Source organism: Streptomyces sp. NPDC046335 (genome assembly GCF_055587985.1).
Map to the genome: position 1 here is coordinate 45,392 of NZ_JBVJFF010000003.1, position 21,179 is coordinate 66,570.

Annotated in this window: 19 protein-coding genes; 10 read left to right on the top strand and 9 right to left on the bottom strand. The window is 70.5% G+C overall.

Annotated elements, in window-relative coordinates:
- Positions 1-48 precede the first annotated feature (48 nt).
- The 4 genes from ACZ6JY_RS07155 to ACZ6JY_RS07170 form a co-directional block, all read right to left on the bottom strand.
- Positions 49-1,011 carry an NAD-dependent epimerase/dehydratase family protein gene (locus ACZ6JY_RS07155; RefSeq protein WP_469193103.1) on the bottom strand — a complete coding sequence of 321 codons (963 nt, stop codon included), beginning with the start codon at positions 1,009-1,011 and terminating at the stop codon, positions 49-51.
- Between the two features lie 269 nt (positions 1,012-1,280).
- On the bottom strand, positions 1,281-1,637 hold the full coding sequence (locus ACZ6JY_RS07160; protein WP_469193105.1) for a DUF6479 family protein: 357 nt from the start codon (positions 1,635-1,637) through the stop codon (positions 1,281-1,283).
- Positions 1,638-1,860: 223 nt separating this feature from the next.
- Positions 1,861-2,058, bottom strand: coding sequence for a hypothetical protein (locus ACZ6JY_RS07165; protein ID WP_469193107.1), 198 nt, complete (start codon positions 2,056-2,058; stop codon positions 1,861-1,863).
- Between the two features lie 78 nt (positions 2,059-2,136).
- Positions 2,137-3,378, bottom strand: coding sequence for an acyltransferase family protein (locus ACZ6JY_RS07170; protein WP_469193109.1), 1,242 nt, complete (start codon positions 3,376-3,378; stop codon positions 2,137-2,139).
- A gap of 1,041 nt (positions 3,379-4,419) precedes the next feature.
- On the opposite strand from ACZ6JY_RS07170, the gene ACZ6JY_RS07175 reads away from it, so the two are divergent.
- The 8 genes from ACZ6JY_RS07175 (at position 4,420) to ACZ6JY_RS07210 (ending at position 11,398) form a co-directional block, all read left to right on the top strand.
- Positions 4,420-5,778 (top strand): pyridoxal phosphate-dependent decarboxylase family protein, encoded by a 1,359-nt coding sequence (locus ACZ6JY_RS07175; protein WP_469193111.1) that lies wholly within the window; start codon positions 4,420-4,422, stop codon positions 5,776-5,778.
- A gap of 138 nt (positions 5,779-5,916) precedes the next feature.
- Positions 5,917-7,365 carry a phenylacetate--CoA ligase family protein gene (locus ACZ6JY_RS07180; protein ID WP_469193113.1) on the top strand — a complete coding sequence of 483 codons (1,449 nt, stop codon included), beginning with the start codon at positions 5,917-5,919 and terminating at the stop codon, positions 7,363-7,365.
- 46 nt (positions 7,366-7,411) lie between these two features.
- Positions 7,412-7,960, top strand: a complete 549-nt coding sequence (locus ACZ6JY_RS07185) for a hypothetical protein (protein WP_469193115.1) — start codon at positions 7,412-7,414, stop codon at positions 7,958-7,960.
- A 49-nt stretch (positions 7,961-8,009) separates the two neighbouring features.
- The gene (locus ACZ6JY_RS07190) at positions 8,010-8,819 is read left to right on the top strand and encodes a hypothetical protein (RefSeq protein WP_469193117.1); all 810 of its coding nucleotides are present in this window, start codon (positions 8,010-8,012) and stop codon (positions 8,817-8,819) included.
- Between the two features lie 26 nt (positions 8,820-8,845).
- Positions 8,846-9,280, top strand: a complete 435-nt coding sequence (locus ACZ6JY_RS07195) for a hypothetical protein (protein ID WP_469193118.1) — start codon at positions 8,846-8,848, stop codon at positions 9,278-9,280.
- Positions 9,281-9,317: 37 nt separating this feature from the next.
- Positions 9,318-9,926, top strand: a complete 609-nt coding sequence (locus tag ACZ6JY_RS07200; RefSeq protein WP_469193120.1) for a hypothetical protein — start codon at positions 9,318-9,320, stop codon at positions 9,924-9,926.
- 115 nt (positions 9,927-10,041) lie between these two features.
- The gene (locus ACZ6JY_RS07205; protein ID WP_469193888.1) at positions 10,042-10,809 is read left to right on the top strand and encodes a polysaccharide deacetylase family protein; all 768 of its coding nucleotides are present in this window, start codon (positions 10,042-10,044) and stop codon (positions 10,807-10,809) included.
- Between the two features lie 136 nt (positions 10,810-10,945).
- Positions 10,946-11,398: an SRPBCC family protein gene (locus ACZ6JY_RS07210; RefSeq protein WP_469193122.1), complete on the top strand. Its 453-nt coding sequence runs from the start codon at positions 10,946-10,948 to the stop codon at positions 11,396-11,398.
- Between the two features lie 4 nt (positions 11,399-11,402).
- Here ACZ6JY_RS07210 and ACZ6JY_RS07215 read toward each other — a convergent pair whose 3' ends face one another.
- From ACZ6JY_RS07215 to ACZ6JY_RS07235, 5 genes are all read right to left on the bottom strand, one after another.
- Positions 11,403-12,551, bottom strand: a complete 1,149-nt coding sequence (locus tag ACZ6JY_RS07215) for an XdhC family protein (protein WP_469193124.1) — start codon at positions 12,549-12,551, stop codon at positions 11,403-11,405.
- Positions 12,552-12,619: 68 nt separating this feature from the next.
- Positions 12,620-14,077: an NCS2 family permease gene (locus tag ACZ6JY_RS07220; protein WP_469193126.1), complete on the bottom strand. Its 1,458-nt coding sequence runs from the start codon at positions 14,075-14,077 to the stop codon at positions 12,620-12,622.
- A 231-nt stretch (positions 14,078-14,308) separates the two neighbouring features.
- Positions 14,309-16,690, bottom strand: a complete 2,382-nt coding sequence (locus ACZ6JY_RS07225) for a xanthine dehydrogenase family protein molybdopterin-binding subunit (protein WP_469193128.1) — start codon at positions 16,688-16,690, stop codon at positions 14,309-14,311.
- 2 nt (positions 16,691-16,692) lie between these two features.
- The gene (locus ACZ6JY_RS07230; RefSeq protein ID WP_469193130.1) at positions 16,693-17,292 is read right to left on the bottom strand and encodes a (2Fe-2S)-binding protein; all 600 of its coding nucleotides are present in this window, start codon (positions 17,290-17,292) and stop codon (positions 16,693-16,695) included.
- Positions 17,283-18,182 (bottom strand): FAD binding domain-containing protein, encoded by a 900-nt coding sequence (locus tag ACZ6JY_RS07235; protein ID WP_469193132.1) that lies wholly within the window; start codon positions 18,180-18,182, stop codon positions 17,283-17,285. Before ACZ6JY_RS07235 ends, ACZ6JY_RS07230 begins: the two co-directional genes overlap by 10 nt.
- A gap of 330 nt (positions 18,183-18,512) precedes the next feature.
- On the opposite strand from ACZ6JY_RS07235, the gene ACZ6JY_RS07240 reads away from it, so the two are divergent.
- Together ACZ6JY_RS07240 and ACZ6JY_RS07245 are read left to right on the top strand one after the other, a co-directional pair.
- Entirely contained in the window at positions 18,513-20,219 is a 1,707-nt protein-coding gene (locus ACZ6JY_RS07240; RefSeq protein WP_469193134.1) for a PucR family transcriptional regulator, read from the top strand.
- Positions 20,220-20,390: 171 nt separating this feature from the next.
- Entirely contained in the window at positions 20,391-21,167 is a 777-nt protein-coding gene (locus ACZ6JY_RS07245) for a hypothetical protein (RefSeq protein WP_469193135.1), read from the top strand.
- Positions 21,168-21,179: the final 12 nt, after the last annotated feature.

The window sequence follows — 21,179 nt, forward strand, 5'->3', positions numbered from 1 at the left end:
GCAGGCAGGTCTCCCGCGCAGTCGTGGTGCCGGGGCGCCGCCCTGCGGTCAGTGGTCCGCTGTGCCGCGGAACCACTCGATCGTGCGCCGGAGGCCGTCCGTCGCGTCGACGCGCGGCTCCCACTGGAGCTTGTCGCGGGCCAGGGTGATGTCCGGGCAGCGGACGGCCGGGTCGTCCGTCGGGCGGTCGATGAAGCGGATCTCCGAACGCGATCCGGCGAGCTCGATGACCAGACGCGCGAGCTCCAGCATCGTGATCTCGGAGGGGTTGCCGATGTTGACCGGGCCGCGCATTCCGTGGGCCGCCGCGGCGAGGATGCCGCGCACGGTGTCGTCGACGTAGCACAGCGAGCGGGTCTGGTTCCCGTCACCGGTGACGGTCAGGGGCTCACCGGCCAGGGCCTGCCGGACGAAGGTCGGCACGGCGCGGCCGTCGTGGCCGCGCATGCGGGGCCCGTAGGTGTTGAACAGCCGCACGATGCCGGTGTCGGTGCCCTCGGCCTCGGCGTGCGCCGTGGTCAGGGCCTCGCCGAAGCGCTTGGCCTCGTCGTACACGCTGCGCGGGCCCACCGGGTTCACATGGCCCCAGTACCGCTCGTCCTGCGGGTTCTGCTGGGGGTCGCCGTAGACCTCGGACGTCGAGGCGAGCAGGAAGCGGGCGCCGGTGCGGTGGGCGAGCCGCAGGGCGTTGCGGGTGCCTAGGCTGCCGGTCTCCAGGGTGTGCAGGGGCAGCCGCAGATAGTCGGCGGGCGAGGCCGGGGAGGCGAAGTGGAGGACGAGGTCGGGCGGGCGGTCGACGCCGAGGCCTTCGGCGACGTTCGCCCGTATGAGCGTGAAGCCGGGGCGGTCGAGGAGCGGTGAGAGGTTCTCCGGCCGTCCGGTGCTGAAGTCGTCCACGCAGGTGACGTCGGTGCCCGCGGCCAGCAGGGCGGCGCACAGGTGAGAGCCGACGAAACCTCCTCCGCCGGTGACGACGGCGTGTTCCCAGTTCCCCGACAGAGCTGTGGTCATCAAGGTCTCCTCCGTGCCGATTTCTCGATCAGCCTCCGCGAAACGGAGAGAGACGGCTACGCGGCGTACGGCAACCGGGTGAACGGGCGTCTTTCACGGCGGAAAGCAGGCGGAAAGCAGGCGGAAAGCAGAAAGCCCCGCCACTGCGGGAGAGGCAGCGGCAGGGCCGGGCGGACGGTTTGGTCGGTTCGGATTCCGTACGAGAAGTCGGCCACTCCCTTTCGCTGTCCAGGCGGCTATGGGCACGGTTAATTCAGCGGCCCCGCGGCTCAGCCGAGTCCGCCGCTGCCGAAGCCGCCGCCCCCGCTGGTTTTCCTGTGGTCCTCCGGGTCCTGCGATTCACAGGGATGGCTGCTGCAGTTGCCGTATCCCCCCTGGATCTCGTGCGGCAGGAGCCGGTGGCCGTCGTGCGGCATCTCGTTCGGCTCGCGGTACTCCCGCTCCTCCCTGACCGGGCCGTCGTACGGGCGTTTCGGCTGCTTCTCGGGGTTCGGCGGATCGATCTGCCGTGCCTGGGCGCGCCGCCCGAAGTAGAAGGCGCTCAGCAGGACGCCGACCACGACGAGCCCGGCGAGCCACATCAGCAGGTGGGATGTGGACGAGGCTGCGAGTTCCATTGTTTCCATACAGGGGTTGTACCCGCCCGGCCCGAAAAATAGCTGGGCATACCTTTTTTAAACACGGTCGACGGTGCGATTCGCGGGCGAATGGCAAACGACGGCGGGCGGCCTTCCCCCGGAATGGGCAGGCGCTACCCGGCGACGCGCGCGGAGGCGTCGCCGGGAGCTCCGACGGAACTACCGAGAGTGTTTCCTGAGTACACCCGGACGGGTTTACCGCCGATATGCGTCAGGGGTGATCGGGCTGCTGCTCCGGGGGCTTCCCGCCGCCCTTTCCGCCGCCTTTCGCGCCGCGGTCCGTGCCGTGCGCGTCGCCTCCCTTACCCTGCGTGCTCGTGGGCTCGGCCGCCTTCGCGGACCCGCTCTCCTGGGGAGTGGCACCGCCCTTCCCGCTGCGTCTCAGCTCGGGCTGCTGTGGATTCGACATACCGGCTCCTCTCTTCGGTGACTGCGCGCCGGGTGCTCTTCCGGATGCTGCTCACGCGGGTGTCCCGTACGCCGGAATTCACGCCCCTCGGGCGCGCGAGCGGCCCGGGCCTCCTCCGAAAAGCTTCGCACCGCCCTCGCCGTGGCGCAGCTCCGCCGCGTCACGCCGGAAGGCCCACACCATCTTCGGCTCCATGGCGAAGCGGAAGAGGCGCTGCACGGGCGGGGTGCACAGGAGGGTGATCACCGCGCCGGCGAACAGCGTGACGGCGATCGCGCCCAGCGGCCGGTGCGGCCAGTCGGCCTCGTACCAGTCCCAGAAGCGGGAGCCCTTGGCGAGGAAGCCGTGCAGCAGATAGCCGTAGAGCGTGCCCGCGCCGAGCGCCGTGAACCACATGTGCCTGCGCGGCACCCACGCGAAGAAGCAGGCGACAAGGACCACCGAGCAGCCGAACATCGCGAGCGTCATGGGGACGCCCGTCCAGCCGGGGGCCGCCAACTCCTGCGCGCTGTCGCGGCGGTAGAACCAGGCCGCGCTGATCCGCGGGGCGACCCAGTAGGCGAAGGCCAGTGCCGCGGCGAAGACCGGCAGGGAGAGCAGCCGCACCTCGCGGCGGCGCACGAGCTGGAAGTGCTCCGGCTTCAGGACCAGGCCGAGCACGAAGAACGGCAGGAACTGCAGGACCCGCTGGAGGTCCAGGTCGTCGCCGATGTCGGGCGAGACCGAGGCGAGCACGGCCACGGCCAGCGCCAGGGGCAGCGGCCACCGCACGAGCTTCCACAGCGGCGTCGAGAGCCGCCAGACGAAGAGCGCGGCCAGGAACCAGGTGAGGTACCAGGGGTCGAGCAGGCTGATCGGGTACGTGGGGTCGCCGCCCGCCCCGCGCTTGAAGAAGGTGTACGCGACCTCGAAGAGGACGTACGGCACGGCGATGCCGGTCACCAGGCGCTTGATGCGGCCGGGGCTCGCGTCGAAGCTGCGGGAGAAGTAGCCGGAGATGACGATGAACGCCGGCATGTGGAAGGCGTAGACGGTGATGTAGAGGGCGGCGGCGGTCCGGCTGTCGTCGCGCAGCGGCTCCCAGGCGTGGCCCATGGCCACCAGGACGATGGCCAGGTACTTGGCGTTGTCGAAGAAGGCGTCCCGCTGCTTGCCCGGCTCCGGCCCGGCCGTGCCCGGCTCCGGCGCCCCCGACGCGCGCCGTCTGCCGTGCCGTCCCGGTCTCGCGGCCGGCGCCCGCTTCGATGTCGGCGCGGGCGCGGGGACGGCCTCGGGGAGGGGGGCGCGGTGGCGGCCGGGCAGGCGCGCTGTGTCGCTCACGGCACCTCCCGCAGGCAACCCGGAGCGGCGATCCTGCGTCTTACCAAGTTCGTGGGTACTGCGTCGGTGCGAGACATCCCTGGCACCCTAGCCACACGGGGCGCCAGGCGTACAACCGCGTCGCGTGTGGTCTTGCGCACCACTTCCGGCGCCCGCGTGGCGCGTAAGGGCGGCGTGAGACCGCCAGTTGCGTCACGTCGAACGTCCGGGCCCGGTTCGAACAGTTCCGGCCCGATCGCTCCGAAAGCACCGGGTCCACGCGCCGTCGTCATGGCCGGATCACCCGCGCGACGGCGGAAATCACACCCTGCCGGCAGGATCCGGCAGACGCCGGAAACGCATCCCCCGCAATGGCCCGGAAGTTGGCAGGAAACGCCTTGCGCCGCCCCATGTGCCGTCGCCGTCCTGCCCTGTCGTCATTTCCGCCGTGCACATGCCACAGGCACCGTGTCCGAAAAACACGGACCCCGTCCGGAACCCCCGATATCCATGGGGACGCGTGTGACTCACGGGGATTGATGCCCCATCAGGAAGTGCGCGACATTTTTCGGTCAGACCCAGAGTTTCGATTTATCCACCGATCAGCAACGCATACGGTGTTCGCTGTGGGGGGCAGGCACTGACCATGCCGGAGGGGACGGCTGGCGTGCGGTTCTCGGAGGGGTAATCCCGTACGTACGGCGTTCGACGCCTCATGTGCGGAATTTCAACGCTTCATGTGCGGAATGACGCCGCGATCCGGTTCGACCAGCCGGCTCGCGTCGTCTCCTTGGCGCTGCCGCATACCCTCGCCCCCATATGCCGTACGTCGGGCAGCACAGGGAATTTCCACGAAGAGGGGGGACCCTAGTGACGGAATCTCGGTCGAGTGATCCCGGATCGGAACCGAGCGGCTTACTGCTTGAGGCGTTCGATCCGCAGCTTTTCAGGGAGAACTCGGAGACCGCCCTCGCGAAACTGGAGAAACACCTGTCGGACATCTCGATCAGAGGCCTTGAACTGATCGAACCCGAGCAGTTGACCCGGGCGGCGAGGGCCTTGATGACGACCGAGCACGACACGGTCGCCGCCTTCGACGAGGAGCGGCTCACGGGCATCATCGACCTGTACGTCAGGACGGGGATCCAGGTGCTCTCGCCGGGCTACATGGGGCGGCAGTTCTCGGGTGTGGTGCCGCTCGCGGGCGTCATCGACTTCGTGAGCTCCATGGTCAGCCAGCCCGCGTCGTTCTACGAGGCGGGGCAGTTGCCCAACGCCGTGGAGCGGATCATGGCCGACGAGCTGAACCGCTTCATCGGCTACGACCCGGGCCGCTTCACCATGGTGACCACCTCGGGCGGCTCGCTGGCCAACCTGACAGCGCTGCTCGCGGCGCGGAACGAGAAGCTGCCCGGCTACTGGTCACAGGGCGCGTCCGCCGTCCGCGGCCAGCCGAGGCCCGCCATCGCCGTGGGCGCGGACGTGCACTACAGCGTGGCGCGGGCGGCCGGCGTGCTCGGCATCGGCGACGCGCAGCTCGTCCGCCTGCCGCTCAACAGCCGGCAGCAGATCGACGTGGGCGAGGTGCGCGCGACCCTGGCGGCGGCCGAGCGGCAGAACCTCAAGGTCTTCTGCCTGGTCGCGTCGGCCGGCAGCACGTCGGTCGGTGCCTTCGACCCGATCGACGACCTCGCCGCCCTGGCCGCGGAGAAGGACCTCTGGCTGCACGTCGACGGCGCGCACGGCGCGAGCCTGCTCGTCTCCGACGCGCTCCGCGGAAAGCTGCGGGGCATCGCGAAGGCGGACTCCCTGACCTGGGACGCGCACAAGATGATGTTCGTGCCCGCGCCCTGCACGATGCTCTTCTACCGGAACAGGGAAACGGCCCTCTCCGCTTTCCGCCAGAAGGCCAGCTACGTCTTCGAGGAGGAGCAGGACATTTACACCGCCTTCGACAGCGGGGGCAAGAACTTCGAGTGCACGAAGCGGCCGATGGTCATGACTCTCTGGGCGCTGTGGGCCATTTACGGCAGGTCACTTTTCGCGGAGAAGATCGAGTACCTGTGCCGGCTGACCGGCGAGGCCCATTCCATTCTGCGGGCCGATCCCGACTTCGAGACCCCGCACCGCCCCGAAGCGAACATTCTCTGCTTCCGGTACCACCCGGCCGGTCTCGGCGGGGGTCCGGGAAAGAAACTGGACAGCAAGGCGCTGCACCACCTCCAGGTCGCCATCAGGAACCGCGTGAAAAGCGAGGGGAACTTCTTCATCTCGAAGGTGGACATCGACGGAGTGGCCGCTCTGCGCGTGGTGATGATGAACCACCAGATCACCACGGAACACTTCAGGATGCTGCTCTCCGAAATCAGGAGGACGGGGCAGGACCTGATCGAGAGTGACGAGGGAACCGGAAAAGCCTAGAGAGGACGGATGTTGAGTACATCTCACGCTCCACAGGTAACACGTGTTCCACCGGCGCCCCCGGCTCCGGGCGGGGCCCGCGAACTGGCCGAATGGCTCATTCCCGAATGGGAGTTGCGGCCGGAGTCCATCGAGGCCGTGACCGTACTTCCCTCGTTCGCGAGCAAGATGCGCGAATGCGAGCGGGTCTGCCAGACCCTCTACAGCGAGATCGCCCACGAGGTACAGGACGCCCTCGTCCTGCGCAGGCTCCAGCAGATGGTCAACACGGTGCTGCTCAATCCGCTCTGGCGCGAACGGCTGCGCGGCGCCGGCATCACGGACGCGCCGCGCACGTACGAGGAGTGGCAGCGCGTCCCGCTCTCCGACAAGGACGTCCAGCGCGACTTCTTCATGGAGTCACGGCCCGGCATGGTGGTGCCCCTCACCCGCGGCGACTTCGAGATCGTGGCGAGCGGCGGCACCAGCGGCGGCCGCCCCCTGGAGGTCGTCTACGCCCTGCGGGAGCTGCGTGACACGTACGAGATCGCGGGCCGCTTCATGGGCGCCCACCAGCTCGCGCCGCACCTCGCGGGCACCGATCCGAAATGGCTGTTCACCACGCTGGCCGACTACCAGATGTGGAGCAGCGGGACGATGGTCGGCGGGGTCCTCCAGCAGGTGCCCGGCGTCAACTACGTGGGAGCGGGGCCGGTCACCGCCCCGGTCCTCGAGCACATGTTCTCCTACCGGGGCCCCAAGGCCCTGATGGGGATCTCCGCGGGCATCGCGATCCTCGCGGAGCTGGGCGCGGGCATGCGCCAGGAGTACCGCGACAGCTTCCGCGTCGCCCTGTACGGCAGCGGCGTGCTGCCGCAGCGCAAGCGGGTGGAGCTCAAGGCGATGTACCCGAACCTGGCGATCCTCAGCTACTTCGCCGCCACCCAGGCGGAGACCGTGGGGCTGCAACTGGACGCGGAGTCCCCCGATCTGTCGGCCGTTCCGGGGCTGCACTTCATCGAGATCGTCGACGAGGACGGGCGCCAGGTCGCCGAGGGCGAGGAGGGCGAGCTCGTCGTCACGCGGCTGCACGCGCACGAGACGCCGCTGCTGCGCCTGAAGCTGGGCGACCGGATGATCCACCGGCCGCGCACGCGGGGCCCGGGACCGAAGACGCGGAAGTTCGAGTTCGCGGGGCGCACCGGAGACGTGCTGCACATCAACGACAGCCAGTACTCGGCGGTGCGCGCGTACGCCGTGCTCCGCGACGAGCTGCGGGCCGCCGAGGTGGTCGACCTGGACGCGGTGGCGCACGAGGTGCAGTTCGTCAACCACCGCGAGGGAAAGCGCATCCAGCTCTACGCGTCGGTCGACGACGTGCTCGGCCTGACCTACCGGGCCGACACGGTGCTCGGCCCCTACGGCCTCCAGCGGCTCTTCGTGAACGCCCTGCCGCGCGCCCTCTCGCTCTTCAACCACGGGGAGGCCAACGCCGTGTCGTTCGAGGCGACCGGCTACACCTTCCAGCTCACGTTCGTACCCAGGCTGTCCGCGGAGATCGAGCGGACGGCTGTCGGAAAGGTCCCGCTCGTGCGGGACCGCGGCTAGGCGCGGGGCACCGCGCGCAACCACCAGGTGCGAGGACAGGAGTGGAATGAAATCGCAGGTGAACATCATCGCCGTCGTGGACGTGATCGGGGCTCTGTCGATCAGGGGACTGCACGACGGCAACCTCTGCATGGTGGACGACGGACCGTTCGGCAGTTCCCACCAGGGGACGGCGGACCTCGTCACCATCGTCAAGCCGGGACAGGTCGTCTCGTGGACCGCGCTCGCCGTGGACCTCCAGACGCCGGTCGAGATCAAGAACATCTCGTTCGCGCCGTCGAACGGCCATGCCACGCACGACCATGCCACGCACGGCCACGACGCGCCCGACCACGACGTGCACGGCCGGACGGAGCAGGGCCCGCACGCGTACGGACAGCAGCCCCAAGGGCAGCAGCTCCCCGGCGCACACGAGCCGGAGACCAACGGCGGGGAGGACGCCGCGGGCGCGAAGCTCGACCTCGATGTGTGGACCGGCGTGGTGCCGCACTGGATGACCCCGGGCGTCCCGTACCAGTACCGCATCGAGTTCCAGATGTACGAGGGCGCACACAGCGTCATGCACGTCGAGACGCCCGCGCTGATGTGCCAGTAGCGGCCGATCCGACGACGGCCGTGCCGGGAACGACGACGAAGGCGGAAACATGCCCCAACAGTTGGCGATCATCGTGCTCGTGGACGTCGGCAACGCGCTGGCGACCAGCACGCTCGAAGGCAACACCTACCTGTTCGACAACATGAAGCTGCACGGCTCCGAGAACCAGGGGACCGGCGAGCTGGTGACCGCGATCCACGGCTCCTACTGGCGCGACGGCTCCCAGGCCAGCGAGCAGGTCCTCAACTGGCTGCCGTACAGCCTGGGTTCCCTCCCGCCGACCGTCCCGCGCGGCTACCATGCCGACCGGGCGCGGCAGAGCGACGAGGAGGCCCTGGCCGAGCTGCACGACCTCGCGAACAAGTCCTCGGTGGCCGGCACGGACGCGGCGGGCGAGCTGACCCGGATCCGCACGAAGACCGGTACGCGCGTCAAGACGACGCGGCGCACCAGCGGCAGGATGTCCGGCGCGAAGATCCTCGACGTCACGGGGCAGGTCGTCGCCGAGGACAGCACACACGCGCACAGCTACCCGGCCCCGGTGATCACCGACATCTACGGCGAGGCGGTCGACGCCAAGATCATGTATCCGGCGGAGTACGGCTCCCCGGACATGGTGACCGACGGCTGGTACTGGTCGGCGACCGTCGACACGTCCCGCCCCGGCACGTACTCGTACATGATGCGCATCCAGCTCCACAAGCTGGCGCAGGTCAACGGCGAGCTCCGGTGGGAGCCGGTGAACCTGACCTGCCCCTCGGCCCTGAAGATCTCCTCGGAGCCGCGGCGCAACGCGTTCACCAAGGCGGGTGTCGGCCCGCTGCCGATCCCGCACACGCCCCCCGGCCAGGGCGCCTGAAGATCCCACCGGACGAGGAGGAACGGATGACCACCAGGACGAAGCCGCGGGAGACCGCGGCCAAGCGACCCATCTCGATCACCGCGGTCGTGGACGCCGTGGGCGCGCTCGCGGCCGGCGACACGGACGGCCACCTGTACATGTACGACACCAACCGCTCGGGCGGCTCCACCGGGTTCGGCACCGAGGAGCTGCGGACCAGGGCCGTGCGCGGCGACCAACTGCTCTGGAACTGCCTGGCGTTGGAGTGCGAGGCCTACGTCAGCATCGAGAACATCGTGATCGACCCCGAGTTCTGCGAGCCGGAGCGGAAGGTCTACCCCGGCACCGACGTCTCGTACTGGACCGGGACCGTGAAGAAGACGGGGCCCGAACCGATCACCTACCAGATCACGTTCAGGCTGGGCACGCGGGACGAGCCGATCACGGCGACCCGGTCGTCGTCCCTCGTCGGCCAGTGACCCGGGCAGCCATGACCGCGTACGCGAAGGAGGAGCGGTGAGCACGAGCACGCGCACAGGCACGGGCACGGCGGCGCGCACGGGCAAGGGCACGGCGGCGCGCACAGCCACGGGCACGCAGGAGAAGCAGAATCCCGGCCAGCTGAACTCGGTCCAGCTCAACATCGTCACGCTCATCAACATGGAGCGGGCGGCGGACACGGGTTCGCTGAGCGACGCGATGTACATGATGGACAACAGCGTCGGCGGCAAGGGACAGGGCACGCCGTCCCTGGAGACGGTCTGCAAGCAGGGTCAGGTCCTCAACTGGATCGTGCGCCCCATCGACATGGAGAAGCGCCTCGACGGCACCTGGCCGCCCATGCCGAAGATCAACAACATCGTGTTCCTCGACACCGAGCTGGGCGACGAGGAGGACGTCGCGGAGCGCAGGATCTTCAACGAACTGAAGATCTACGGGATGCCGGACCGCATGCGCGACAAGTTCACGCCCGTCTACTACTACTGGGCCGGCACGGTGATGAGCACCGCCAAGCCCGGCCTGTACAGGTACCGGCTCGTGATGGAGCTGGAGCAGGAGGGCAAGAAGGAGCGGCTCTACCTGAACACGGCGATCCACCCGGCGATCAGGGTGCTCGCGATCTGAGGAACCCCGGTCGGCCTGCTCGCGGCACGGGCCGCGGCGATCACTATGAACTCGATGTATACGCCGCGTGTATAGTGCTCGCATGTCCGCTGTGAACACGCCTGCCACCTGCAAGATGACGACTCGGCCCAAGAGGTTGCGTCGCACCGCCCCCGTCCTCGCGGCGGGGGCGGCGCTCGCCCTCGCGCTGACCGGATGCACCAAGCTGGAGACCACGTCACCCAGTTCCGTACGGAAGGGGGCGGCGGAGGCGAAGGCCGCGGAATTCGGGACGGTCGACTGCCGCAAGGCCAAGTGCGTCGCCCTGACGTTCGACGCGGGGCCGAGCGAGAACACGCCCCGGCTGCTGAAGATACTCAGACGCGAGAACGTGCCCGCCACGTTCTTCACCCTCGGCAAGAACCACATCGAGAAGTACCCCGAGCTGGTCAAGCAGATGGACCGCGAGGGCCACGAGGTCGCGAGCCACACCTGGTCCCACAAGATCCTGACCAAGATCGACGCGGCCGAGGCGCGCCGGGAGCTCCAGCGCCCCAACGACGCGATAGAGAAGCTCATAGGCAAGAAGCCGACGCTGATGCGGCCGCCGCAGGGACGCACCAACGGCGACATCAACAAGCTCTCCAAGGAGCTCGGCCTCTCGGAGGTGCTGTGGACCGTCACCGCCAAGGACTACACGACCAATGACTCCGCGCTGATCCAGAAGCGGGTCATCGACCAGACGAAGCGGGACGGCATCATCCTGCTGCACGACATCTACAAGGGCACCGTGCCGGCCGTGCCCGGCGTCATCGCCGAGCTGAAGAAGCGCGGCTACGTCTTCGTGACGGTCCCCCAGCTCCTCGCCCCCGGAAAGGCCGAGCCGGGCAAGGTCTACCGCTAGAGGCCTGCCGCTGGAGGTCTGCCGCTGGAGGTCTGCCGCTGGAGCGCTTCCGCCACAGGGCTTCCGCTACAGGGCTTCCGCTGGATCTCCGCGTCGAAGGGCCCGCACCGCCCCGCTCTCTGGCACGCTCGAAGGCGTGGCCGTCTTCCAGTTCGCCGAGCACTCCCCGCTGTCCCCCGCCGAGGCATGGCACCGGCTGACCGAGTGGGAGCGGCACGGCGACTCCGTGCCCTTCACCCGCGTCACCGTCCGCACGCCGCCGCCGACCGCTGCGGGCACGCTCCTCGTCGCCCGCACCGCGCTCGGGCCCGCCGGTTTCGACGACGCGATGGAGGTCGTCGAGTGGCGCCCGCCGTCGGGCGCCGTCCCGGGCCGTTGCCGCCTGGAGAAGCGGGGCTCGTACGTCACGGGGTGGGCGGAGTTCCAGGTGCGCGAAGCCGTCACCGGCTCCACGGTGTCCTGGCACGAGGACCTGCGCGTGCGGTGGCTGCCGGGGTTCTTCGACGGGGTGCTCGCCGCCGCGGGCCGCGTCGTCTTCCGCAGGGTCGTGCGTCGGCTCACCGGGGGCGGGGCCGCGGGGCGTGGCTGAGCCGTCAGGCCACCGAGCCGATCCGTTCCGGTGTACCCCCGGTGACCGGGTGGATGGGGGTGTGCGCTCCCGCGAGGGATACGCCGCTGCCGCCGCGGCGGTCGGCGACGATCTCCGAGGCGATGGAGAGGGCGGTCTCCTCGGGGGTGCGCGCCCCGAGGTCGAGGCCGATGGGTGAGCGCAGGCGGGCCAGTTCGAGTTCGGTGACGCCGACCTCGCGCAGCCGGCGGTTGCGGTCCTCGTGGGTGCGGCGCGAGCCCATGGCGCCGACGTAGGCGACGGGCAGCCGCAGCGCGAGGCGGAGCAGCGGCACGTCGAACTTGGCGTCGTGGGTCAGGACGCAGAGCACGGTGCGGGCGTCGACGTCGGTGCCCTCCAGGTACCGGTGCGGCCACTCGACGACGATGTCGTCGGCGTCGGGGAAGCGGGCGGGTGTCGCGAAGACGGGGCGGGCGTCGCACACGGTCACGTGGTAGCCGAGGAACTTGCCGATGCGCACCAGCGCCGACGCGAAGTCGATCGCGCCGAAGACGATCATGCGGGGCGGCGGCACGCTGGACTCGACCAGGACCATGAGCGGCGTTCCGCACCGTGACCCGTCCTCGCCGATCTCCACGGTGGCGGTGCGCCCGGCTTCGAGCAGGGCACGGGCCTCCTCCGTCACCGTGCGGTCCAGCTCCGGATGTCCGCCGAGCCCGCCCTCGTACTGCCCGGTGGGGCGGACGAGGAGGGCGCGGCCGAGCAGTTCGGCGGGGCCCGAGGTGACCCGGGCGACCGCTGCCGCCTCCCCCGCGGACGCGGCGGCGAGGGCGGCGGCGAGCACCGGCCTGGCCGGGGCGTCGGCGGGGACGGGGGTGACGAGGATGTCGATGACGCCGCCGCAGGTCAGTCCCACGGCGAAGGCGTCCTCGTCGCTGTAGCCGAAGCGTTCGAGCACGGTCTCGCCGTCCGCGAGCGCCTGTTGGCACAGTTCGTAGACGGCGCCCTCCACACATCCGCCGGAGACCGAGCCGATGGCGGTGCCGTCGGCGTCGACCGCGAGGGCGGCGCCGGGCTGCCGGGGCGCGCTCCCGCCGACCGCCACCACGGTGGCGACGGCGAAGTCACGTCCTTGCTCGACCCACCGGTTCAGCTCGTCGGCGATGTCCAGCATGTCGGCCTCCTCAAAGGCTTTCGGCGGCCCGGCGTGCCGGGCTTCGTGGATGTGCGGAGGGCCGTGCGTCAGTGGACGCCCAGCCAGCTCTCGATGGGGTTGAGGGCGAAGTAGACGATGAAGACGAGCGTCAGGCCCCACATGAAGGCGCCGATCTCGCGGGCCTTGCCTTGCGCGATCTTGATGGCGACCCAGGAGATGACGCCCGCCGCGACACCGGTGGTGATGGTGTACGTGAAGGGCATGAGCACGACGGTCAGGAAGACCGGGATGGCGGTGGCGCGGTCGGCCCAGTCGACGTGCCGTGCGTTCATCATCATCATCGCTCCGATGACGACGAGCGCGGCGGAGGCGACCTCCTGCGGCACGATGGCGGTGACCGGCGTGAAGAAGAGGCAGGCCGCGAAGAAGAGGCCGGTGACGACCGAGGAGAGGCCCGTGCGGGCGCCCTCGCCGACGCCGGTCGCGGACTCGACGAACACGGTCTGTCCCGAGCCGCCCGCCACGCCGCCGATGGCACCGCCGGCGCCGTCGATGAACAGCGCCTTGGAGAGGCCCGGCATGCGGCCCTTCTCGTCGGTGAGGTTCGCCTCGGTGCCGACGCCGATGATGGTGGCCATCGCGTCGAAGAAGCCGGCGAGCACGAGGGTGAAGACGATCATGCCGACGGTCATCGCGCCGACCTCGCCCCAGCCGCCGAACTCGACGTCGCCGAGGAGCGAGAAGTCGGGTGACGAGACCGCGCCGCCGTGCAGTTCGGGGGCGCCGTTCGCCCACTGCTTCGGGTCGATGACGTCGAGCGCGTTGAGCACGACGGCCACGATGGTGCCGGTGACGATGCCGATCAGGATCGCGCCGGGGGTGTTGCGCGCCTGAAGCATGAAGATCAGGAGCAGGGTGCCCGCGAAGAGCAGCACGGGCCAGCCGGAGAGCTCACCGGCCGGGCCGAGGGAGAGCGGGGTGGCCTTGCCGGGGTGCACGAAGCCGCCCTTGACCAGGCCGATGATGGCGATGAACAGGCCGATGCCCATGGTGATGCCGTGCTTCAGGGCGAGCGGGATGGCGTTCATGATCATCTCGCGCAGCCCGGTGACCACGAGAAGCATGATCACCACGCCGTACATCACGCACATGCCCATGGCCTGCGGCCAGGTCATCTCGGGCGCGACCTGGGACGAGATCACTCCGGACACGGAGAGCCCGGCGGCCAGGGCCAGCGGTACCTTGCCGACGAAGCCCATCAGGAGCGTGGTGACCGCCGCGGCGAGTGCCGTCGCGGTGACCAGGGCCTTCTGGCCCAGCGTGTCGCCCGCCGCGTCCTTGCCGGAGAGCACGACGGGGTTGAGCAGGACGATGTACGCCATCGCCATGAAGGTGGTGATGCCGCCGCGCACCTCGCGCGCGACCGTCGATCCCCGGAGGGATATGTGGAAGTACCGGTCGAGCCAGGACCTGCCGGCCGGGACGCGTGAGCCGGGGCCCGCGTCCTCCGCGGTGGTCTTGGGCTCCACTGATGAGTGGGTCATGTTGCCTACTCCCAAGGTTCACAGGGGCACCCGCACGAGTGGCGGGGTTTGGGATGGTGCATTGGCTGCACGACCCGGGGGACGGCCCGAGACGAACGACGCTCCCACGTGGGGAGGGGAGCTGGGCTCCGAGCGGTGCGGGCGGGGAATTGTGACGTTCCTGGATTCGCCCGCACCGCTCGGAGAGTTTCGGAGGGGGGATGACTCCACCCCGGCGTGACCTACGTGCGGTTACGTGCCGGTGAGGTGCTCCGGGCGTACCGGCGTCTTGTCGAGCTCCAGACCCGTGGCGTTCCGGATCGCCGCGAGGACGGCCGGGGTCGAGGACAGGGTCGGGGCCTCGCCGATGCCGCGCAGCCCGTACGGGGCGTGCTCGTCGGCGAGTTCGAGCATGTCGACCGGGATGGTCGGCGTGTCGAGGATGGTGGGGATCAGGTAGTCCGTGAAGGAGGGGTTCCTGACCTTCGCGGTCTTCGGGTCGACGATGATCTCCTCCATGACCGCGACGCCGAGGCCCTGGGTGGTGCCGCCCTGGATCTGGCCGATCACGGACAGCGGGTTGAGCGCCTTGCCGACGTCCTGGGCGACGGCGAGCTCGATGACCTTGACCAGGCCCAGCTCGGTGTCGACCTCGACGACCGCGCGGTGCGCGGCGAAGGAGTACTGGACGTGGCCGTCGCCCTGTCCGGTCACGAGGTCGAAGGCCACGGTGGGGCGGTGGCGCCACTCGGCCTCGACCTCGACGCTCTCGCCCTCCAGGACGTCGACCAGGTCGCCGAGGACCTCGCCGCCGTCGGTGACGACCTTGCCGCCCTCCAGGACCAGCTCGGCGGTGGCCCACGCGGGGTGGTAGGAGCCGAACTTGCGGCGGCCGATCTCCAGGACCTTCTCGCGCACCAGCTCGCAGGAGTTCTTGACGGCGCCGCCGGTCACGTACGTCTGGCGCGACGCGGACGTCGATCCCGCGCTGCCCACCTGCGTGTCGGCCGGGTGGATCGTCACCTGCGCGACACCCAGCTCGGTCCGCGCGATCTGCGCGTGGACGGTGACACCGCCCTGCCCGACCTCGGCCATGGCCGTGTGCACGGTCGCGACGGGCTCGCCGTTGATGACCTCCATGCGCACCTTGGCGGTGGAGTAGTCGTCGAAGCCCTCGGAGAAGCCGACGTTCTTGATGCCGACCGCGTAGCCCACACCGCGTACGACGCCTTCGCCGTGCGTGGTGTTGGACAGACCGCCGGGAAGCTGGCGCACGTCGGCGCCCTCGCTGGACTCCCACTGGCGCTCGGGCGGCAGCGGGCGGGCCTTGACGCGGCGCAGGATCTCGGCGACCGGGGCCGGCGAGTCGACCCGCTGCCCGGTCGGCAGCAGCGTGCCCTGCTCCATGGCGTTGAGCTGCCGCAGCTCGACCGGGTCCATGCCGAGCTTCGCGGCCAGCTTGTCCATCTGCGCCTCGTACGCGAAGCACGCCTGGACCGCGCCGAAGCCGCGCATGGCGCCGCAGGGCGGGTTGTTGCTGTAGAGGGCTATGGCCTCGATGTCGACGTCGTCGACCACGTACGGGCCCACCGAGAGCGAGGCGGCGTTGCCGACCACGGCCGGGGAGGCCGAGGCGTAGGCGCCGCCGTCCAGGACGATCTTGCACTTCATGTGCGTGAGCTTGCCGTCCTTGGTGGCGCCGTGCTCGTAGTGGAGCTTCGCCGGGTGGCGGTGCACATGGCCGAAGAAGGACTCGAAGCGGTTGTAGACGATCTTTACGGGCTTGCCGGTGCGCAGCGCCAGGAGGCAGGCGTGGATCTGCATCGAGATGTCCTCGCGGCCGCCGAACGCGCCGCCGACGCCGGAGAGCGTCATGCGCACCTTCTCCTCGGGCAGGCCGAGGACGGGGGCGATCTGGCCGAGGTCGGAGTGCAGCCACTGGGTGGCCACGTACAGCTCGACGCCGCCGTCCTCGGACGGCACGGCGAGGCCGGACTCCGGGCCGAGGAAGGCCTGGTCCTGCATGCCGAAGGTGTACTCGCCGGTGACGATGACGTCGGCCTTCTTGGCGGCCTCGTCGGCATCGCCGCGGATGATCGGCTGGCGGTGCACGATGTTGGGGTGCGGGACGTGACCGATGTGGTGGTCGTCGCGGCCCTCGTGGACGAGCACGGCGTCGGGAGCGGTCGCCGAGGCCTCGTCCGTGATGAGGGGCAGCTCCTTGTACTCGATCCGGATCTTGGCCGCGGCGCGGCGCGCGGTCTCCGGGTGGTCGGCGGCCACGATGGCGACCGGCTCGCCGTGGTGGCGGACCTTGCCGTGCGCGAGCACCGGGGTGTCCTGGATCTCCAGGCCGTAGTTCTTCGTCGCGGTCGGCAGGTCCTCGTAGGTCAGGACGGAGTAGACGCCGTCCATCGCCAGGGCCTCGGCGGTGTCGATCGAGACGATCTCGGCGTGCGCGACGGTGCTGCGGAGCGTGTGGCCCCAGAGCATGTCCTCGTGCCACATGTCCGAGGAGTACGCGAACTCGCCGGTCACCTTCAGGGTGCCGTCGGGGCGCAGCGTCGACTCGCCGATCCCGCCCTTGGTCTGCGAACCCTGGGTGATCTTGGTGGGGGCTCCGGTCGTTCCCATGATCAGACCACGCCTTCCTGGAGTCCACGGTCCTGGCGGGCGGCCGCGAGGCGGACGGCGTCCAGGATCTTCTCGTAGCCGGTGCAACGGCAGAGGTTGCCCGAGAGCGCCTCGCGGATGTCGGCGTCGGTCGGCTGCGGGTTCTTCTCCAGCATCTCGTCGGCCGCGACGAGCAGGCCCGGGGTGCAGAAGCCGCACTGGACGGCACCGGCGTCGATGAACGCCTGCTGCACAGGGGAGAGTTCGCCGCCCTCGCCGGTCTGCGAGTCCGTGCCCTGGGCCTGCCACTGGCGGGCGTCCTGGAGCGAGGTGCCGCAGGCGCCGGCGGCGTGGCCGCCCTGCTCGTCGCGCTGCCTGGCGAAGTCGGCGAGGCCCTCGACGGTGACGACCTCCCGGCCCTCGGCCTGACCGGCCGCCACCAGACACGAACAGACGGGAACGCCGTCGAGGCGGACGGTGCAGGAACCGCACTCGCCCTGCTCACAGGCGTTCTTGGAGCCCGGCAGGCCCATGCGCTCACGCAGTACGTACAGGAGGGACTCGCCCTCCCAGACGTCGTCCGCTTCCTGCTGACGGCCGTTGACCGTGAAGTTCACGCGCATGATGCGACTCCCTCAGTGCTGCGGCCCTTGCCGCGGTACGACTCCCAGGTCCAGCCGAGCGTGCGGCGGGCCATGATGCCGACGGCGTGCCGGCGGTAGCTCGCCGTGCCGCGCACATCGTCGATCGGGTTGGCGGCACCGGAGGCGAGCTCCGCGAACTGCTTGGCGATCGAGGGGGTGATGATCTTCTTGCTCTCCCAGAAGCCGCCCTCGTCGAGCGCGGCGTTCAGGAACTCCTCGGCCGCCTTCGCCCGGATCGGGGTCGGGGCGGCGGAGCCGATGCCGGTCCGCACGGTCCGGTTCTCCGGGTGCAGCGCGATGCCGAAGGCGCACACGGCGATGACCATGGCGTTGCGGGTGCCGACCTTGGAGTACTGCTGGGGGCCGTCCGCCTTCTTGATGTGGACGGCCCTGATCAGCTCGTCGGCGGCGAGCGCGTTGCGCTTCACGCCGGTGTAGAAGTCGTCGATCGGGATGAGGCGCGAGCCGCGCACCGACTCCACCTCGACCTCGCAGCCGGCGGCGAGCAGCGCCGGGTGGGCGTCGCCGGCCGGGGACGCCGTGCCGAGGTTGCCTCCGACACCGCCGCGGTTGCGGATCTGCGGGGACGCGACCGTGTGCGAGGCGAGCGCGAGACCGGGCAGCTCCGTGCGGAGCTCCTCCATGATCTGCGTGTACGGGACGGAGGCACCGAGCCGGACCGTCTCCTCGCCCACCTCCCACTCGCGCAGCTCGCCGACGCGGTTGAGGTCGAGCAGGTACTCGGGACGGCGGTGGTCGAAGTTGATCTCGACCATCACGTCGGTGCCACCCGCAATCGGCACAGCCGTGGGGTGCTCGGCCTTGGCGGCGAGCGCCTCCTCCCAGCTGGCGGGGCGAAGGAAGTCCATGAGGCTCTCTTCTTCGTATCGAGGGTCGTTCGCTGTGAAGGGACTTCGATCAGGCCACCGGGGCCGTTGGTCCCTCGACTGCTCGTTCATGTGCTGTTAACGCGGAGTGGGGCAAGTACACCGCCCGGTACTCCGATGGGGTCAGTCACCGAAACCATGAAGGAGTTGGCTGGCCAACCCGCGCGTCTTGTAGATTCGTATGAAGAACGGGCCTCAGTAACCTCGCGGAATCCCCCGGGAAACCGGAAGCACCCGTCGACACAGAGCCCCGGCGCTACCGAGCGCCGTTTCTTGTACACCCCATTCGAGACAGATCGGCGGCGACGACACATGCGGCTGCGCGCACTCCTTGACACCGACGCGCTGGGCCTGCGGCTGCTCGGCGGTGAGGACGAACTGGACCGCACCGTGCGCGGTGTGATGACCACGGACCTGCGGGACCCCAGCCGCTACCTCGCGGGCGGTGAGCTGGTCCTCACGGGCCTCGCCTGGCGCCGCGACGCCGGGGACGCCGAACCCTTCGTGCGCATCCTCGCCAACGCCGGGGTCACGGCCCTGGCGGCCGGCGAGGCCGAGATGGGCGCCGTCCCCGACGACATCGTGCAGGCCTGCGCCCGGCACCGCCTGCCGCTCTTCGCGGTCAACGAGTCGGTGGCCTTCGCGACCATCACCGAGCACGTCGTACGCCAGGTCTCCGGCGAGCGCGCGGGCGACCTGGCGGCCGTGGTCGACCGCCACCGGCGCCTGATGACCTCGGGCCCCACCGGCGGCGGCCCCGACGTCGTCCTCGACCTGCTCGGCACCGACCTGGACCTGCGGGCCTGGGTCCTCTCCCCCGCGGGCCGCACCGTCGCGGGGTCGAGCGCGGGCGGCACGGCCCTGCCGCGCCCCGTCCGCGCCCGCCTCGCCGGGGAGCACCTGGCCGCCACCCGCACCGGCCGCCGAGGCCCGCACCGCGTGGCGGTGGAGGGCGTGACGTACTCGCTGTTCCCCATTCGGCCCAGAGCGGCCGTGCCCGCCGCCGCGGAGGGCCAGGCGCGCGGGGCGGCGGGGGCCGCGCGTGACGTGCGCGAGACCCTCCTGTCCGACTGGCTGCTCGCCGTGGAGGCCGACGCGGGCGACTGGCCCGAGGAGCGCCTCGACCTGTTGCAGGGCGTGACCCAGCTCATCGCCGTCGAGCGCGACCGGCGCGACGCGGCCCGTACCGTACGCCGCCGCCTGGCCCAGGACGTCCTGGAACTGGTGCAGACGGGCGCGGCCCCCGCCGAGATCGCCGCCCGCCTGCGGGTGGCGGCGCCCGTGCTCCTGCCCGGCCTCGGCGCGGCCCCGCACTGGCAGGTCGTGGTGGCCCGCGTCGAGTGGGAGAACGCGGCGATCGAGAGCGGCCCGGTGGCCCAGTCGCTCCTGGAGGAGATCCTCGTCGCTCCTCTCGCCGCCGGGTCCGAGCCCTCCGACCGCATCGCGGTCGCGCACACCGGCGACGAGGCCATCGCGCTGGTGCCGCTCCCCGCGGTCTCCACCGAGCACGACGGCTCGGAGACGGGCCTGCTCGCCGACGCGCTCCTGGAGTCGGTGCGCGGCCCGCTCTCCGCGGGCCTCGACGGCGACGGCCGCCTCACCCTGGGCGTCAGCGCCTCCGTCCACTCGGCGGAGGGTCTGCGCGGCGCCCTGGAGGAGGCGCGGCACGCCCGCCGGGTCGCCGCCGCCCGCCCCGGCCGGGTCTGCGCCGCCGGGCACCAGGAGCTGGCCTCGCACGTGCTGCTGCTCCCCTTCGTGCCGGACGACGTGCGCCGGGCGTTCACCGCCCGCCTCCTCGACCCGCTGCGCGAGTACGACAAGCGCCACCGGGCCGAGCTGGTGCCCACCCTGGAGGCGTTCCTCGACTGCGACGGCTCGTGGACGCGGTGCGCGGCGCGGCTGCACCTGCACGTCAACACCCTGCGCTACCGGGTGGGCCGTATCGAGCAGTTGACGAGCCGCGACCTCTCGCGTCTTGAGGACAAGCTCGATTTCTTCCTCGCCCTGCGCATGAGCTGAGGAAAGACCCCGGAAGCGGGTCCGGGCGGCCGCGTCCGCCGGTCGGCCCCGGCCCGTTTCCTCGCCCACCCTTTGTGAATTCTTTCACCCGGCCTCTTGGCCCGGTGCCGCCATCCGTGCTGAGATGCGCCCACGACTCAACAGCTCAATGGTGTGCTCGGGGAGGGCAACGTGGCGCATACCGCCATGTCTGGTACCGGAACGACTGCAGGGGACGATCCACTCCAGACCGCGGTATGGCGGCTGCGCTCGCGCGGCTGCTGGACCGACGCGGCAGCCCTCCTGGCCCCGCGGCCCGGACCCGGCCCCGCGGTGCAGCGGACGGCGCTCCTCGTCGAGCGCTGCCTGTTCACCGGGGACGGCTGGGGCGAGGCCGAGGACGGCCTGCGCACCGCGGAGGCCCTGGCCGAGGACGACGACGACCGCGGCGCGGCAGCCTGCGAGCGCGGCCAACTGGCTTACGCGTCCACGGTGTTGGGGGTACGCGACCGGGCCGACGAGGCGCGGACGGCGCTCGGCAGGGCCGCCGCGCTGCTCGCACCGAACGCCGCGCGGCGCCCCCTGCTGGACTTCCGCCGGGGGCTCATCGCCGAGCACATCGCGGGTTCCCCGCAGGCCGCGAAGGCCGCGTACCGCAGGGCCCACGCCGGCGCCACGGCGCACGCCGACGCCCTGCTGCTCTCGTTCACCTGGCGGCACCTGGCCGGACTCGCCCTGCGCGACGGAGAGCTGGCGGAGGCGCGGCACGGCTTCACGGAGTCGCTGCGCATCCGCGAGGAGCTGGGCTATCTGGTCGGCACGGCCCCGGCGCTCGCGGCCCTCGCCGACGCGGAGCCCGAGCCGGAGGCCACCCGGCTGCGCGCGGAGGCCACCCGCCTCTTCCGCCTCCTGGGGGGCGTGCCGGCCTGGCTCTCCCAGCACCTGACACCACCGGCACCGGCGGTCTGAGCGGGCGGGGGC

What these genes read in the sequence shown, in the direction of transcription:
- ACZ6JY_RS07215 (WP_469193124.1), bottom strand. Translation starts at nt 12,551, where the DNA reads ATGCTGGACATCGCCGACGAGCTGAACCGGTGGGTCGAGCAAGGACGT.
- ACZ6JY_RS07235 (WP_469193132.1), bottom strand. Translation starts at nt 18,182, where the DNA reads ATGGACTTCCTTCGCCCCGCCAGCTGGGAGGAGGCGCTCGCCGCCAAG.
- ACZ6JY_RS07190 (WP_469193117.1), top strand. Translation starts at nt 8,010, where the DNA reads ATGCCCCAACAGTTGGCGATCATCGTGCTCGTGGACGTCGGCAACGCG.
- ACZ6JY_RS07195 (WP_469193118.1), top strand. Translation starts at nt 8,846, where the DNA reads ATGACCACCAGGACGAAGCCGCGGGAGACCGCGGCCAAGCGACCCATC.
- ACZ6JY_RS07205 (WP_469193888.1), top strand. Translation starts at nt 10,042, where the DNA reads ATGACGACTCGGCCCAAGAGGTTGCGTCGCACCGCCCCCGTCCTCGCG.
- ACZ6JY_RS07230 (WP_469193130.1), bottom strand. Translation starts at nt 17,292, where the DNA reads ATGCGCGTGAACTTCACGGTCAACGGCCGTCAGCAGGAAGCGGACGAC.
- ACZ6JY_RS07155 (WP_469193103.1), bottom strand. Translation starts at nt 1,011, where the DNA reads ATGACCACAGCTCTGTCGGGGAACTGGGAACACGCCGTCGTCACCGGC.
- ACZ6JY_RS07185 (WP_469193115.1), top strand. Translation starts at nt 7,412, where the DNA reads ATGAAATCGCAGGTGAACATCATCGCCGTCGTGGACGTGATCGGGGCT.
- ACZ6JY_RS07225 (WP_469193128.1), bottom strand. Translation starts at nt 16,690, where the DNA reads ATGGGAACGACCGGAGCCCCCACCAAGATCACCCAGGGTTCGCAGACC.
- ACZ6JY_RS07240 (WP_469193134.1), top strand. Translation starts at nt 18,513, where the DNA reads ATGCGGCTGCGCGCACTCCTTGACACCGACGCGCTGGGCCTGCGGCTG.
- ACZ6JY_RS07160 (WP_469193105.1), bottom strand. Translation starts at nt 1,637, where the DNA reads ATGGAAACAATGGAACTCGCAGCCTCGTCCACATCCCACCTGCTGATG.
- ACZ6JY_RS07175 (WP_469193111.1), top strand. Translation starts at nt 4,420, where the DNA reads ATGACGACCGAGCACGACACGGTCGCCGCCTTCGACGAGGAGCGGCTC.
- ACZ6JY_RS07165 (WP_469193107.1), bottom strand. Translation starts at nt 2,058, where the DNA reads ATGTCGAATCCACAGCAGCCCGAGCTGAGACGCAGCGGGAAGGGCGGT.
- ACZ6JY_RS07220 (WP_469193126.1), bottom strand. Translation starts at nt 14,077, where the DNA reads ATGACCCACTCATCAGTGGAGCCCAAGACCACCGCGGAGGACGCGGGC.